Annotated in this window: 11 protein-coding genes and 1 pseudogene; 6 read left to right on the top strand and 6 right to left on the bottom strand. The window is 72.5% G+C overall.

Annotated features, from left to right (window positions below; translation table 11 throughout):
• Positions 1-114: 114 nt before the first annotated feature.
• A complete protein-coding gene (locus ACFQ6N_RS12820) occupies positions 115-816 on the bottom strand; it encodes a CPBP family intramembrane glutamic endopeptidase (protein ID WP_380648863.1) in 702 nt (233 codons plus the stop codon).
• 251 nt (positions 817-1,067) lie between these two features.
• Here ACFQ6N_RS12820 and ACFQ6N_RS12815 point away from each other — a divergent pair, with 251 nt between their 5' ends.
• A complete protein-coding gene (locus ACFQ6N_RS12815) occupies positions 1,068-2,408 on the top strand; it encodes a GH1 family beta-glucosidase (RefSeq protein WP_380648862.1) in 1,341 nt (446 codons plus the stop codon).
• A 379-nt stretch (positions 2,409-2,787) separates the two neighbouring features.
• Here ACFQ6N_RS12815 and ACFQ6N_RS12810 read toward each other — a convergent pair whose 3' ends face one another.
• Entirely contained in the window at positions 2,788-3,417 is a 630-nt protein-coding gene (locus tag ACFQ6N_RS12810; RefSeq protein ID WP_380342642.1) for a winged helix-turn-helix transcriptional regulator, read from the bottom strand.
• Positions 3,418-3,498: 81 nt separating this feature from the next.
• Between ACFQ6N_RS12810 and ACFQ6N_RS12805 the strand changes: the two genes are divergently transcribed.
• Genes ACFQ6N_RS12805 through ACFQ6N_RS12795 form a run of 3 tightly spaced genes read left to right on the top strand, consistent with a single transcriptional unit; the run spans position 3,499 to position 6,166 of the window.
• Positions 3,499-4,251, top strand: a complete 753-nt coding sequence (locus ACFQ6N_RS12805; protein ID WP_375946412.1) for an MBL fold metallo-hydrolase — start codon at positions 3,499-3,501, stop codon at positions 4,249-4,251.
• A 43-nt stretch (positions 4,252-4,294) separates the two neighbouring features.
• Positions 4,295-4,939 (top strand): NAD(P)-dependent oxidoreductase, encoded by a 645-nt coding sequence (locus ACFQ6N_RS12800; protein ID WP_375946411.1) that lies wholly within the window; start codon positions 4,295-4,297, stop codon positions 4,937-4,939.
• Positions 4,940-4,942: 3 nt separating this feature from the next.
• Entirely contained in the window at positions 4,943-6,166 is a 1,224-nt protein-coding gene (locus tag ACFQ6N_RS12795) for a multidrug effflux MFS transporter (protein WP_380648861.1), read from the top strand.
• A gap of 259 nt (positions 6,167-6,425) precedes the next feature.
• Here the strand turns inward: ACFQ6N_RS12795 and ACFQ6N_RS12790 are convergent, their stop codons facing one another.
• Positions 6,426-8,363, bottom strand: coding sequence for a BTAD domain-containing putative transcriptional regulator (locus ACFQ6N_RS12790; protein ID WP_380648860.1), 1,938 nt, complete (start codon positions 8,361-8,363; stop codon positions 6,426-6,428).
• Positions 8,364-8,475: 112 nt separating this feature from the next.
• On the opposite strand from ACFQ6N_RS12790, the gene ACFQ6N_RS12785 reads away from it, so the two are divergent.
• Together ACFQ6N_RS12785 and ACFQ6N_RS12780 are read left to right on the top strand one after the other, a co-directional pair.
• The gene (locus ACFQ6N_RS12785) at positions 8,476-9,354 is read left to right on the top strand and encodes an alpha/beta fold hydrolase (protein WP_380648859.1); all 879 of its coding nucleotides are present in this window, start codon (positions 8,476-8,478) and stop codon (positions 9,352-9,354) included.
• Positions 9,355-9,533: 179 nt separating this feature from the next.
• Positions 9,534-9,749 carry a hypothetical protein gene (locus ACFQ6N_RS12780; RefSeq protein WP_380648858.1) on the top strand — a complete coding sequence of 72 codons (216 nt, stop codon included), beginning with the start codon at positions 9,534-9,536 and terminating at the stop codon, positions 9,747-9,749.
• 7 nt (positions 9,750-9,756) lie between these two features.
• Here ACFQ6N_RS12780 and ACFQ6N_RS12775 read toward each other — a convergent pair whose 3' ends face one another.
• The 3 genes and pseudogenes from ACFQ6N_RS12775 to ACFQ6N_RS12765 all read right to left on the bottom strand — a co-directional run bounded on the left by ACFQ6N_RS12775 (position 9,757) and on the right by ACFQ6N_RS12765 (position 13,272).
• Positions 9,757-10,458 carry a metal-dependent transcriptional regulator gene (locus ACFQ6N_RS12775; RefSeq protein ID WP_380648856.1) on the bottom strand — a complete coding sequence of 234 codons (702 nt, stop codon included), beginning with the start codon at positions 10,456-10,458 and terminating at the stop codon, positions 9,757-9,759.
• Positions 10,459-10,466: 8 nt separating this feature from the next.
• Positions 10,467-10,889, bottom strand: a pseudogene (locus ACFQ6N_RS12770) (YbhB/YbcL family Raf kinase inhibitor-like protein); the annotation flags it as partial.
• A gap of 127 nt (positions 10,890-11,016) precedes the next feature.
• Entirely contained in the window at positions 11,017-13,272 is a 2,256-nt protein-coding gene (locus tag ACFQ6N_RS12765) for an MMPL family transporter (RefSeq protein ID WP_380648855.1), read from the bottom strand.
• Positions 13,273-13,308 lie beyond the last annotated feature (36 nt).

Raw genomic sequence — 13,308 nt, 5'->3', positions numbered from 1 at the left:
CCCGACGGCCCCCCCGCCCGACCGCCCCACCGCTCGCCCTGCCGCTCTGCCCCCGCCCCGGGGCCAGACCGGCAGGGCGAGCGGCGTTCGTTTCCTCCATCTCGCGCTGCCGCGTCAGGCACCCGCGACCGGTTCGTTCCACCCGTGCCGGCGCAGCAGCGCCAGACCGAGCCCGAGGTCGACGACCATGCCCAGCGCCTGGAGCCAGTCGGGGGGCCCGCCGGGGACGTAGAGCTCCGTGTAGTCCCCGAGCGCGTGCACGAGGACCAGCGGCCAGACGCTGCCGATGACCAGGCGGGCCGCGCAGAGGCAGAAGCCGAACAGGCCCGCCTCCAGCATCTGCCACAGGGTGCCGGTCAGCGAACGCGCCCCGAAGAACAGGTAGTTGTCCAGGTGCACCGCCCCGAACAGAACCGCCGTCAGCGTGACGGCCCGCCAAGCCCCCAGCGGTCGCGCGACCTGCAACACCAGTGCACGGCTGGAGAGTTCCTCGCTGACCCCGATGGCGAGCACGAGCACGGCCCCGCCGACCAGCGTGGCCGTCCCGCCCGCGAACCCAGGCAGGACGGTGAGCCCCGCCACGACCACCAGCGGAAGCAGCACCGGCCATCGCGCCCATTCGCCCGGCCCGGTCACACCACCCGCCCGGAGCAGGCCCCACGCCTTCAGCAGCACCAGCACGGGCACACAGGCCACGAGGTTGACCACCGTCGGCCCCAACTGCGGGAACCACCCGGGCGCGAGAACCGGCAGCACCTTCGCCACCACGACCACCGTCGCCGGCCAGACCAGCGCGACCTCCACCGCACCAAGCACGGCATGCCGCCGCACATGGGTCCCCCACCCTGTCAACATGACGCGATCCTAGGACCCGCCCCGATCCCACGGAACACCAAGCGATCCGACAACTTCCCCCGCACTACTGACAGTTCGATCCCCGACCACAGGACACAATCAGCTACGGGCCATCTCACGTGCCTCGTCGGCCACTTCGGGAACGGGCCTGGTGTTTCGGCGCGATGTCACTAACATGAGTCCTCCTCGCATTTCTGTGTCAGGAGGCTGCCATGCCGGACCGCTTCGACCTGCCGGCGGATTTCCGCTGGGGTGCCGCCACCGCCGCGTACCAGATCGAGGGGGCGGTGGACGAGGACGGGCGCGGGCCCTCCGTCTGGGACACCTTCGCCGCCCGCCCCGGCACCGTCCGGGACGGCCACACCGGCGCGGTGGCCTGCGACCACTACCACCGGTACCCCGAGGACATCGCCCTGATGAAGGACCTCGGGCTGGACGGCTACCGCTTCTCCATCGCCTGGCCCCGCGTGCTCCCCACCGGCGCTGGCACCGTCAACCCCGCCGGACTCGCCTTCTACGACCGCCTCGTGGACGCGCTCCTCGAGGCCGGCATCACCCCGCTCCCCACCCTCTTCCACTGGGACCTCCCACAGGCCCTGGAGGACAACGGCGGCTGGCTCAACCGCGACACCGCGTACCGCTTCGCCGAGTACGCCACCGTCATGGCCGACCGCCTCGGCGACCGCGTCCCCACCTGGATCACCCTCAACGAGCCCTTCGTCCACACGGTGTTCGGCTACGCGCTGGGCACTCACGCCCCCGGCCGCACCCTGATGTTCGAAGCCCTCCCGGCCGCCCACCACCAACTCCTCGCCCACGGCCTGGCCACCTCGGTCCTGCACGAGCGCGGCCTGGAGGCGATGCTCTCCAACAACCTCACCCCGGTCGAGCCGGCCTCCCCCTCACCTGCCGATCTCGCCGCCGCCGCGGCCTACGACGCCCTCCACAACCGCCTGTTCACCGACCCCGTCCTCCTCGGCCGCTACCCCGACCTCACCGCCCTCGGCGTCCCCGACGACATCTTCGGCGCGGTCCGTCCCGGAGACCTCGACCTCATTCACACCCCCGGCCTGGACGGCCTCGGCCTCAACTTCTACAACCCCACCCGCGTCGCCGCCCCCACCGAACCCGGCCTCCCCTTCGACCTCGTCGACATCCCCGAGGCCCCCCACACCGCCTTCGGCTGGCCCGTCGTCCCCGAAGCCCTCACCCAACTCCTCCTCAACCTCCGCGAGTTGTACGGCAAGGCCCTCCCACCCGTCACCATCACCGAAAACGGCTGCTCCGTCACCGAGGACACCACCCCCGACCAGCCCCGCATCGACTTCATGGCCGCCCACCTCGACGCCCTCGCCGCCGCCATCGCCGAAGGCATCGACATCCGCGGCTACTACACCTGGTCCCTCCTCGACAACTTCGAATGGGCCGAGGGGTTCAATCAGCGTTTTGGTCTAGTCCACGTCGACTTCGAGACGCAGGTGCGCACGCCGAAGGCGTCGTACGCGTGGTACCGCGACCTGATCGCGGCCCATCAGGCCCGGCACCGACGCTGAGGCTGTGAGCCGTACAGGTACGGCCGGCTTGGGGGCGGGCCGCGCAGGCTCAGGGGTGTTGGACCGATATGCCGCGCGCGGAACTGAAACCGCCGCCACGGGTTCCGGCCACCGGGGCGAGGCGTGCCCGTCCGGCCCGGGGACAAGTCGTGCAGTCTCCAGCACGATCCCCATGCGTGCGGGACCATCTGCCCCTCGCGGGTCACGGCGACATGATGCTGTGGTTCCGTTGGCCACGGCCCGAGCCAGACCGTGGTAGTGATCTCCGCGGCCACGGCAGCCGGTCCCGGCAGCCCGTTGCGCACGACAGAGGACCGTTTTCGAGACCGGCGCAGACTCGGTAGGGCTTGAGGTCGCAGTCTCGCGCGCGGCCGGTCGTTCAGCGGGGCAGGATGCGCAGTACTGCCTCGCGATTGCCGCTGAGCTGCAGGCCTTGCTGTACCGCGGCGCTCAGATCGAGGTCGCCGAGCAGGGTCGCGGCCAGCAGGTGCGGCGGTCCGGTCAGGGACGCGGTGGGGTGGTCGACCCGGCCGGCGTGGGTGTGCACCGAGCCGTCCTTGACTTCGATGACCAGGTCTTCGTTGCCGTCGGCGTGCAGTTGCAGGGCGATTGCCGGCTGGTCGGGACGGTGGTCGGTCAGTGCCCGGGCGGGCATGTCCAGCCAGTGGGTGCGGAAGGTGTCGCTGCCGGCCGGCTCGCGCAACAGCGGAATTCCCCATCGGCTCAGTTCCTGCAGCACCGGCTCCAGCGCGCGGCCACGCTCGGTGAGGGAGAACAGGGTGGTGGCCACCGGCGGCGGGGCGGCCTTGCGGTGGATCAGGCCGGCTTCCTCCAGTTCGCGGAGCCGGTCGACCAGCAGATTACTGGCGATCCCGGGCAGCCCGTTGCGCAGGTCGGTGTGCCGGCACGGACCCAGGGCGAGCAGTTCACGGACGATCAGCAGGGTCCACCGGTCGCCGATGGTGTCCAGTGCTTTCGCGATGCCGCAGTACTGCCCGTAGGTGCGCATGCCACCACCCTACCTTGCGGCGTTGAGATTCAGAACTCTCTTGTTGACTTTCTCAACAACGGCGGTCTAGCGTCGCTGCCCATGACCACCACCCTTTCCGTGCGTCGGCTGGCCTGGGCCGGCGTCGAGATCCGTCTCGGCGACACCCGCCTGCTGATCGACCCGCTTGAGAACGTCGCTCCGCTGGCGCCGGTGATGGGGCCGCCGCACCGGCCGGTCGACCCGGTCGACACCCCGCCCGGCACCCACGCCCTCATCACCCACCTGCACCCCGACCACTACGACCACGACCTGATCGCCCGGATCGCGGCCACCGGCACGATCGGCTGCCACACCCCGAGCGCGGCGGCGCTGCAAGAGGCGGGCATCACCCCCGTTGCCCAGGACCTGGGCCGGTCACGCCGCATCGGAGAGCTGACCGTCACCCCGGTGACCTCGCTGGACTGGCGCGGCAACGACTGCGACCAGGTCGCCTGGGTCGTCGAAGGCGCCGGTCGGCGGATCATCCACTGCGGCGACACCCAGTGGCACGGCAGCTGGTGGCAGATCGCCCGCGACCACGGCCCGTTCGACGTCGCGTTCGTCCCGGTCAACGGCGTCATCGCCCACTTCGAGGGCTACGCGGCCAACGTCCCGGCGACCATGACCCCCGAGCAGGGCGTCGAGGCCGCCGTCGCGCTCGGCGCCGGCACCGTCTGCGCCATGCACTACGGCCTGTTCCACAACCCGCCGTTCTACACCGAACAACCCGACATCGAGCAGCGCTTCCAGCACGCCGCCGACGAGCGCGGCATCACCGCGGCCATCATCGCCGACGGCCGGCCCGTCCTTTGACCATCAGAAAACATCAGAGACCATCAGAAACAAGGAGCAACACATGAAGATCGTCCTGTTCGGTGCCGGCGGCAACATCGGCCGGCCCACCACCGAGGAACTACTGCGTCGCGGCCACACCGTCACCGCGGTCACCCGAGCCGGCCACGTCGACGGACTCAAGCACAAGGCCCTGACCGTGACCACCGGTGACGTCACGGACGCCGCCGCGGTCGCCGGCCTCGCCGCCTCCCACGACGCCGTACTGTCGGCCGTCGGCCCCCGGATCGGCCAGGAGGACGACCGCGCCACGATCGTCGGTGCCGCCCGTGCGCTGATCGACGGACTCCGCCGAGCCGGCGTCACCCGCCTGGTCACCATCGGCGGTGCCGGCAGCCTGCGCACGCCGACCGGCGCCCGGGTCATGGACGACCCGGACTTCCCCGCGCTGTGGAAGGCCAACGCCGAGGCCCAGTCCGAAGCGCTCGACCTCTACCGCGGCGTGCACGACCTCGACTGGACGTACGTGTCGCCCGCCGCGGTCATCGCAGCGGGCGAGCGGACCGGGGCCTACCGCAGCGCCGGGGACACCCTGCTCACCGACGACGACGGCAACAGCCGCATCTCGTACGCCGACTACGCGATCGCCTTGGCCGACACGATCGAGAGCGGCACCGCGATCCGCCGCCGCATCACCGTGGCGTACTGAGCCATGAGCAACGACGCCGCCGGCCCGCACACCCGATTCATCGTCCTGCTCGCAGCGCTTGTGGCCCTGGGACCACTGTCCATCGACGGCTACCTGCCCGGACTGCCGGACCTCGCCGGCGACCTGCGCGCCGGCGCCGCGGCCACCCAGCTCACCATCACCGCCTGCCTGGCCGGGCTGGCCGTCGGGCAGCTGATCGCCGGGCCGCTGAGCGACACCTACGGCCGGCGGCGTCCGTTGCTGGCGGGCCTCGCCCTCTACACGATCGCCGGCGCGTTCTGCGCGGTGGCGCCCGACGTCCCGACCTTCGTCGGCCTACGCCTGGTCCAGGGCATCGGCGGGGCGTTCGGCATCGTCATCGCCAACGCCATGGTCCGCGACCGCACCTCCGGAACCCGCACCGCACGTCTCTTCTCCACACTGACCTTGATCACCGGCCTGGCGCCGGTGCTCGCGCCGGTCCTCGGCGGCCAGCTACTGCGCGTCACGGCCTGGCCTGGAATCTTCGTGGCCCTGGCCGTACTCGGCGCCGTGATGCTGGCGGCCTGCGCCGCAGGACTGCCGCAGACCCGGCCCTCCGCGTCACGCCAGCCGCTGCCGGCTGTCATCGGGCAACTGCTCGGCGACCGGGTCTTCACCGGGTACGTCCTGGCCAACGGCCTGGTCTTCGCGGCGATGTTCGCCTACATCTCCGGCTCGCCGTTCGTCCTGCAGGAAATCCACGGCCTGTCACCGCAGCAGTACAGCGCCGTGTTCGCCGCCAACGCCGCCGGACTCGTCGCGGCCGCCCGGATCAGCGGCCGGCTGGTGGCCCGGGCCGGCGCCCGCGTGCTGCTGCTCGCCGGTCTGCTGGGCGCGACAGCCGGTGGCACCACGGTCCTGGGCGCGGTGCTGACACGGGCGCCCCTGCCCGTGCTCCTGATCGGCCTGTTCGTCCTGGTCTCCAGTGTGGGCCTGGTCATGCCGAACGCCGCGGCCCAGGCCCTGGCCGGCCACGGCGGACACGCCGGGTCGGCCGCCGCCCTGCTCGGCTTCAGCCAGTTCATGTTCGGAGCGGCACTTGCTCCGCTGGCCGGCGCGGGTGGCGCCACCGACGCCTTGCCGATGGGAATCATCGTCGCCGTGCTGCCGGCGCTCGCCCTGCTCACACTCGGCGTCCTCACCCGGTCGATGCCCGGTGAGCGCACCCGCAGGCCGGCCCGCCAAGGACCTCCCGGGCACCGGTGACCGCGCCGGCACACCGATCGCAGACGGGCCCGCATCAAGTGAATCGGGCCGGCGGCCCGGGCCGCGGTCCTCCGGCACGATCACCTCAAGCCATGACGGAGCGGGGGTACGAGGGTGAACAGGTGGATCACCACGCGTGGCGCCGAGCCGTCGCGACTGCCTGGTGTCGGCCACAGACGCCCCTGAACGTCATGGCGACCTGATCCCGCGGGCCGTGAGGTGAGCGCGGACGGGCCCGGGGCTCGCGGACGGCGGTCGCTCACCCCGCTCCGGCGCATGCCTCCGCTTCTGCCAGGTACCGCGCCACCGGGCCCAGGGTCAGCAATCCGCCGGCGGCGCCCGCGTGTTCTGCACGGGCAACACGCAGGGCAGCCGCAGCGCGGGCGGCGATTCCGCGCTCGCCGAGGCGTACGGCGGCACGGGCGGTCAGGCACCACATGGCCTCCTGCATGTGGTCACGCGGTGGATCGGGCACCGCGGCGAGGGCGGTACGGGCCTGCTCGCCCCGGTTCTGGGCGAGCAGCACGAGGGGTCGCGTCCAGGGCCCGTACGGGCCCCAGTCGAGGTGCGGGTCGGTGGGCGCGGGCCGGTCGTGCAGCAGGCGCAGTCCCAGCAGGGCGAGCGGGAAGAGGCCGCGGTGCAGCCCCGGCATTCCGGCCGTCCGGAGGGTGTCCTCGGCGGCGCGGTAGTGCGCTGCTGCCGTGGCGGCGGTCGGTCCGCCGGGTTCGGCGCTGCGGGCGGCCGTGGCCCGGGCCCTGAACCACCCGGTGAGGACGGGGACGAGGGGCGCCTCGGTGGCGGCGGCGAGCCGGTCGGCTGCATCGGCGTGCGAGGTCGCGGCGTCGAGGTCGCCGAGGGCCGAGGCGGATTGCAGGCGGACGAGTCGGCCGAGTACGGCGAAGTTCGGCAGCTCGTGCCGGGTGGACAGGTCGAGGATCTCGACGCCGATCCTGTCCCGTTCCGCCGCGAGCCCGGGGCCGCTGAAGGACTGCAGGAACACCCCGTTGAGGGCGAAGGCCAGCAGGGCTGGATCGGCCAGGTCCCGTGCCAGCGCCTCTGCCTGACGCGCCGCCTGCTGCGCGTGCTTCAGCTCGGTCCCGGACAGATCGGCGCTGCGGCTCTCGACGGCGACCGTGGCCAGGAGGCGGGCGCGCAGGTCGGCGGGGCCGTCTGGTCCGAGCCCGGTGAGCGTGCGCTCGGCAGCAGCGACGACGGCGCGGGACTGCTCCGGGTCATCGGCCCGGCTCCAGATGGCGGGCACGTCGTAGGCGCCGATGATGCGGGCGGTCAGGGAGAGGTCGCCCGTGCGTTCCGCCGCCCGGACGGCGGCGAGGCGGTCGCGCCGCGAGTGGACGAGGGCGTCGCCACCCGCCAGTGCGAGGGTGCGGGCCAGATCCACGGTGGTGCGCGGGCCGAGCCGGACACCAGGGCCGGTCCACGCGGTACGTGCTCCTTCCGGGCGCGCGGACCCGTTGAGGATGTCCCTCTCCAGGCGCTGCAGGTCGCCACCGGGGTCGAGTCCGAGTTGGCCGACGAGCATCGCGCGGGCGCGGCGGAGAGCGGCCAGCGCGTCGGCCCGGCGGCCCGCGCGGTACAGCGCGCGGGCAACCAGCTCCCAGGCCGACTCGCGCCACGGGTGTTCGGCGACATGGGCACCCAGTTCGGCGACGAGATCTGCCCCTTCCCCGGAGTCGAGGAGGATGCGGGCGCGCACTTCCACCCCGTCCAACCTGAGCTCCTCCAGCCGGGTCTGCTCGCGCTGCGCCCATGGGGAGCCGGTCACATCGGCGTAGGCGGGTCCGCGCCAGGCCGCGAGTGCCGCGCCGAGGTCGGTCACCGCCTCGGGGGTGCGGCGGGCTCGGGCCAGGGCGTCCTGGAACCGATGGACGTCCACGTCCTCGCGCGGCAGGCGCAGCGCGTAGCCGGGACCTTCGGTGACGATGACGCGCGGCGGATCGCGGGGCGGTCGGTCGGGTTCGAGGGCGCGGCGCAGCGCGGCGACGAAGGTGCGCAGCGCGCCCACGGCGCGGGCAGGTGGATCGGTCCACAGGTCATTGACGAAGGTGTCGGTGGTGACCATCCGTCCCTCGGCGGCGACGAGCCGGGCGAGTACCTCACGATGGCGGGGTCCGCCCAGGTCAACCGGGCTGCCGTCGTCGTGGAGGGCCCGCACCGCACCGAGCACGTCGATTCGCATGCTCCTATCCTCCGGGCCAGGGGCCGGCTGCGCCCAACCGTACTGATCGGCTGCTGATCGCTGTCGCCCAAGCTGATCCGGTCAAGTCCCCGACCCGCAAGGATGCTCCCTCATGACGCTCACCATTCCCGGCTTCGATCACATCCGCCTGCCCGGCGCGGACGGTGTGGAGCTGGCTGCCGCTGTCGGCGGCAGCGGCAGCCCGGTCGTGCTGTTGCACGGTTTTCCCCAGACCCACCTGATGTGGCGGCACGTCGCCGAGCGTCTCGCCGACGAGCACACGGTGATCTGTCCCGACCTGCGGGGCTACGGCGCCAGCGACAAGCCGGCGGCCACTGACCCCGATGTGTACGCCAAGCGCACCATGGCCGCCGACGTCGTGACCCTGGCGGCGGCGCTCGGGCACGAGCGCTTCGCCCTCGTCGGCCACGACCGGGGAGCCCTGGTCGCCTTCCGGGCGGGGTTGGACCACCCTGAGACCATCACGCACCTGGGCATTCTCGACATCGTGCCGACGCTCGACATGTGGAACGTCCTGCACGGCGCCTCGGCGTCGGTCGGTTACCACCTCTTCCTGATGGCGCAGCCGCCGGGCGTGCCGGAGGCGATGATCGCAGGCAGTGCGGACGCGTTCTTCGGCTCGTTCCTCGACGCCTGGGCCAACGACCCGACCACCATGCCCGAAGAGGTGCGTGCCGAATACCTGCGCGCGAGCGCCGCGGCGGTGACGTCGATCGTCGCGGACTACCGGGCCTCGGCGGACATCGACGTCACGCACGACCAGGCGGACCTGGACGCCGGGTCGCAGCTGGCCATGCCCGTGGCGGTCGTCCAGCAGGACTGGGGTGCGCAGCTCGGCTACGACGCTGTCGGGGTGTGGAAGGCATGGGCGCCGGATCTGGACCACCGGCTGACCCGATCCGGGCACTTCATGGCCGAAGAGGCACCCGACGAGATCGCGGCCGCGATCCGGGACCTGCTGGCCCGCTGAGCCTTCTGCTCTCGACTCGCCGGCTGGGCCACGGCCGGTCGGCGAGCGCCGACCACCCTCCGCCTGCGCGTGCTCGCCGGCCGCCCACTCCGCCACCGGGCCCGCCACATCCTCGCCGCCTTCGAGCAGCTGCGGCCCGGCACCGTGACGGCCGTCGACGTCCGCGTCGGCGCCGCCCCGTGGTGCAGGCCGGCCAGGGCCCCGGCGGCCGGCCCACCACGCGGCCGGCCCGGTCCTCGCTCACCGACCACCACACCTATCGGGAGCTGCGCCGCCGGATGAGCGAGGACGCCACCGCCCACCGAGCCGCGCTCGACGAAGCCGCAGCGAGCCCGAGCACGCCCAACGGCCCGCAAAACGCGGACACCCCGGCCACGATGATGAGCGGCATGTGACGGCTGCTCAGTGCGCGGTCACGAAGACATGCGCGGCCGCCCGTGCGGGAAGTTCCGCGGCCCCTTGTGCGTTGGCGACCGCGACACCGTCGGGCGACGGTGTCACCTGCACGACGGCGCCGGGCTGCACCCCGGCGCGGCGCAGGGCGTGCATCAGCCGGAGATCGGCCTGGATCGGCTCTCCGATGCGGTGTACGACCGCGCTCGCGCCGTCCGGGGCCCGCCGGAAGTCGTTGAGGCTGATCAATCCCTTCAATTCCTCCCCGAGGGACGGGTCCGTTGTGTTCTTCTTGTCGAGCTCCTCCAGGCCCGGGATCGGGTTGCCGTAGGGGGATGTGGTCGGGTGTTGCAGCAGGTGCAGGACGCGGCGTTCGACGGCTTCGCTCATCACGTGTTCCCAGCGGCAGGCTTCGGTGTGGGCCTGTTCCCATTCCAGGCCGATCACGTCGACGAGCAGGCACTCGGCGAGGCGGTGCTTGCGCATGACACGTGTGGCCAGTCGGCGGCCCCGGTCGGTCAGTTCCAGGTGCCGGTCGCGGGCGACGTGCAGCAGTTCGTCGCGCTCCATCCGGGCGACGGTCTGGCTGACGGTGGGTCCGCTCTGGTGCAGTTGCTCGGCGATGCGGGCACGCATGGGGACCACGCCTTCCTCCTCAAGTTCCAGGATGGTGCGCAGGTACATCTCCGTGGTGTCGATGAGTTGCGACATGGTGCTGGTCAGGCGGGGGTTTCGGCGGTGGCGGTCAGGACTGCGCGGCCGAGGATGTGGCCGGCCATGGTGAAGCCGAGGACGGCGGGGGTGGCGTCGGCGGGGACGCCGATGGTGTCGACGTCGAGGGCGTGCACCACGATGAAGTAGCGGTGCGGGCCGTGTCCGGCCGGCGGGGCGGCGCCGATGAAGCGGGCCATGCGGGCGTCGTTGGGCAGCTGGAACGCGCCCTCGGGCAGGCTGGAGCCGGTGTCGTCGCCGGCACCCTCAAGCAGCTCGGTGACGGTGGCGGGGATGTCGGCGACCGCCCAGTGCCAGAACCCGGACCCGGTGGGCGCGTCGGGGTCGTAGACGGTGACGGCGTAGCTCCGGGTGCCTTCCGGGGCGCCGCTCCAGGACAGCTGCGGAGAGACGTCCTTCCCTCCCGGGATGAGTCGGGTCGGATGAGTGGCTCCGGGGCGAGTTCCGTGACGATCGTCGGCGGTGGTCGGCGGTGGTCGGCGGTGCCGTGACGGCGGACCGCGGGCGTCGTGGGGCGTCCGCGGTCCGCTGCTGCCGCTACCGGGCCACCGTCAGGGAGCGGGGTGCCTCGGGGGTGGGCTTCGGCTGGTAGTACTCCGTGTGTCCTTCGACGTGGAGGTGGGGCAGACGGCGGTCCAGCCAGCCGGGCAGCCACCAGTTGCCGCGGCCGAGCAGGTGCATCACGGCCGGTACCAGCAGCAGTCGGACCAGCGTCGCGTCGATCAGGATGGCCGAGCCCATGCCGACGCCGATGACCTTGATCGGCAGGTCGGGCGACGGGACGAAGGCCGCGAACACGGCGACCATGATGGCCGCCGCCGCGGTGATGACCCGCGCGGTGCCCGCCAGTCCGCTGACGATGGACTCGGCGTTGTCGTTGCTGCGAAGCCAGGCCTCACGCATCCGACTCACCAGGAAGACCTCGTAGTCCATCGACAGGCCGAACAGGACGGCGAAGGTCAGCACCGGCACGAAGGCCGGCAGCGGGGTGGGGCTGTCGATGCCGATCAATCGGCCGGCGGTGCCGCCTTCGAGGACGAGCGCGACCACGCCGTACGCGGCTCCGACGGAGAGCAGGTTCATCACGGCGGCCTTGAGGGCGACGGCGAGGCTGCGGAAGGCCACCAGGAGCAGGAGCATCGACACCGTGACCACGCCGCCGACCAGCAGGGGGATGCGACGGGAGATGTTGTCGGTGCTGTCGATCGCGCTCGCGGTCGCGCCGCCGACGTGCACCCGGACGCCGGGGCCGACCGCACCCGGGACGACGTGGTCGCGGAGGTCGCGGACCAGGGCCTTGGTGGCCTCGGACTGCGGACCGCTGTCCGGGACGACGGTGAGCAGCAGCGAGCGGCCGTCGGAGCCGGGCATCGGAGGGGTCACCGCCGTGACGCCGGGCACCGCTTTCAGCGCGGTGGGCAGTGCGGCTGTCGCGTCGGCGGGGGTGCCCGGCGCCAACTCGGCGACCAGGACCAGCGGTCCGTTGCTGCCCGGTCCGAAGCCGGCGGCCACCGTGTCGTACGCCAGCCGGTTCGAGCGCCCGGCGGGGTCGTTGCCCGCGTCCGGGAAGCCGAAGCGCACGCCCAGGAACGGTGCCGCGAGCGCCAGCAGGACGACGACGCCGGTGACGGCGCCGAGGACGCGGTGACGCTCGACGAGCCTGCTCCAGCGCAGCCAGTCGGCGCCCACCGCGCTCCCGCCCCGGGCGGCGCGGCGCTGGGGCAGGGGCAGTCGGAGGCGCTCGATGTGTCGGCCGAGGTAGCCGAGCAGGGCGGGGAAGAGCGTGGCGGACGCGGCGATGACGACGAGTACGGAGAGGATCGCCGAGACCGCGGCGCCGCGCATGAACGACAGGCCCATCGCGAACAGCCCGAGCATGCTGACCACTACGGTCAGTCCGGCGACCACGACCGCGCGGCCCGCGGTGTCCAGCGCGGCGACCGTGGCGGCCTCGGGTTCGAGCCCCTCGGCGCGCCACTCGCGGAACCGGGTGACCAGCAGGAGCGCGTAGTCGATGCCGACGCCGATGCCCAGCATCGCGGCGAGCGAGGTGGACCAGTCCGGGACCGGCATGATCGCGGCGAGGACCGGAAGCAGGGTGCTGCTGACCGCGAGCCCGCCGAGCGCGGTGAGCATCGGCAGGCCGGCGGCCACGACCGAGCCGAAGGTGATCACCAGGATCACGGCGGCGGCCGCGATGCCGATGGCCTCCGAGCCGATCGCGCCCTGCTCGGCCTGCTGGACCGTCATGCCGCCGAGGTGGACGCGCAGGCCGCCGTCGACGGGGCGGGCGAGGTCGAGCAGCCGCTGGGTGTCCGCCTTCGGCATGTCGGGTGCGACGGCGACGTCCAGGTGGATCTGCCCGAGGGCGGTGCGGCCGTCTGCCGATACCTTGCCGCGCGGGCCGTACGGGTCGTCGATGCCGCTGACGTGCGGCACCGTGGCCATCCGGGCGAGCAGGTCCTCGACCCGGTCGCGGGTGGCGGTGTCGGTCACGCTGCCGTCGGTGGTCAGCACCAGGCTGATCGACTCGCCGCCCAGCCCGGGGAAGTCCCGTGTCAGCAACTGCTGGGCCTGCTTGGAGTCCGAGCCGGGCGCGGTGTAGTCGGCGCTGTACTTGGCGCCGAGGCCGGCCGAGAGGCCGAAGGCCGCGCCGGCGGCCAGCAGCCAGAGCAGCACTGTGCGGCCCCGGTTCCGGAAGCTCCAACCGGCTATTCGGCCGAGCGGGCCGGGCCGGTGTGGCCCGCTCTCGCCGGCGGCTGTCCGCCGGTCCTCGCGCAGTCCCTGGGACATGTGGCCCTCCGTGCGTCGTCAGGGGCTCCGCCCCCA

Source organism: Kitasatospora sp. NPDC056446 (assembly GCF_042796115.1).
Lineage (GTDB): Bacteria > Actinomycetota > Actinomycetes > Streptomycetales > Streptomycetaceae > Kitasatospora.
The sequence above is the reverse complement of the archived record's forward strand: the minus strand, read 5'-3'. Positions and strand labels throughout refer to the sequence as shown.

What these genes read in the sequence shown, in the direction of transcription:
- ACFQ6N_RS12800 (WP_375946411.1), top strand. Translation starts at nt 4,295, where the DNA reads ATGAAGATCGTCCTGTTCGGTGCCGGCGGCAACATCGGCCGGCCCACC.
- ACFQ6N_RS12805 (WP_375946412.1), top strand. Translation starts at nt 3,499, where the DNA reads ATGACCACCACCCTTTCCGTGCGTCGGCTGGCCTGGGCCGGCGTCGAG.
- ACFQ6N_RS12795 (WP_380648861.1), top strand. Translation starts at nt 4,943, where the DNA reads ATGAGCAACGACGCCGCCGGCCCGCACACCCGATTCATCGTCCTGCTC.
- ACFQ6N_RS12790 (WP_380648860.1), bottom strand. Translation starts at nt 8,363, where the DNA reads ATGCGAATCGACGTGCTCGGTGCGGTGCGGGCCCTCCACGACGACGGC.
- ACFQ6N_RS12810 (WP_380342642.1), bottom strand. Translation starts at nt 3,417, where the DNA reads ATGCGCACCTACGGGCAGTACTGCGGCATCGCGAAAGCACTGGACACC.
- ACFQ6N_RS12775 (WP_380648856.1), bottom strand. Translation starts at nt 10,458, where the DNA reads ATGTCGCAACTCATCGACACCACGGAGATGTACCTGCGCACCATCCTG.
- ACFQ6N_RS12785 (WP_380648859.1), top strand. Translation starts at nt 8,476, where the DNA reads ATGACGCTCACCATTCCCGGCTTCGATCACATCCGCCTGCCCGGCGCG.
- ACFQ6N_RS12765 (WP_380648855.1), bottom strand. Translation starts at nt 13,272, where the DNA reads ATGTCCCAGGGACTGCGCGAGGACCGGCGGACAGCCGCCGGCGAGAGC.
- ACFQ6N_RS12815 (WP_380648862.1), top strand. Translation starts at nt 1,068, where the DNA reads ATGCCGGACCGCTTCGACCTGCCGGCGGATTTCCGCTGGGGTGCCGCC.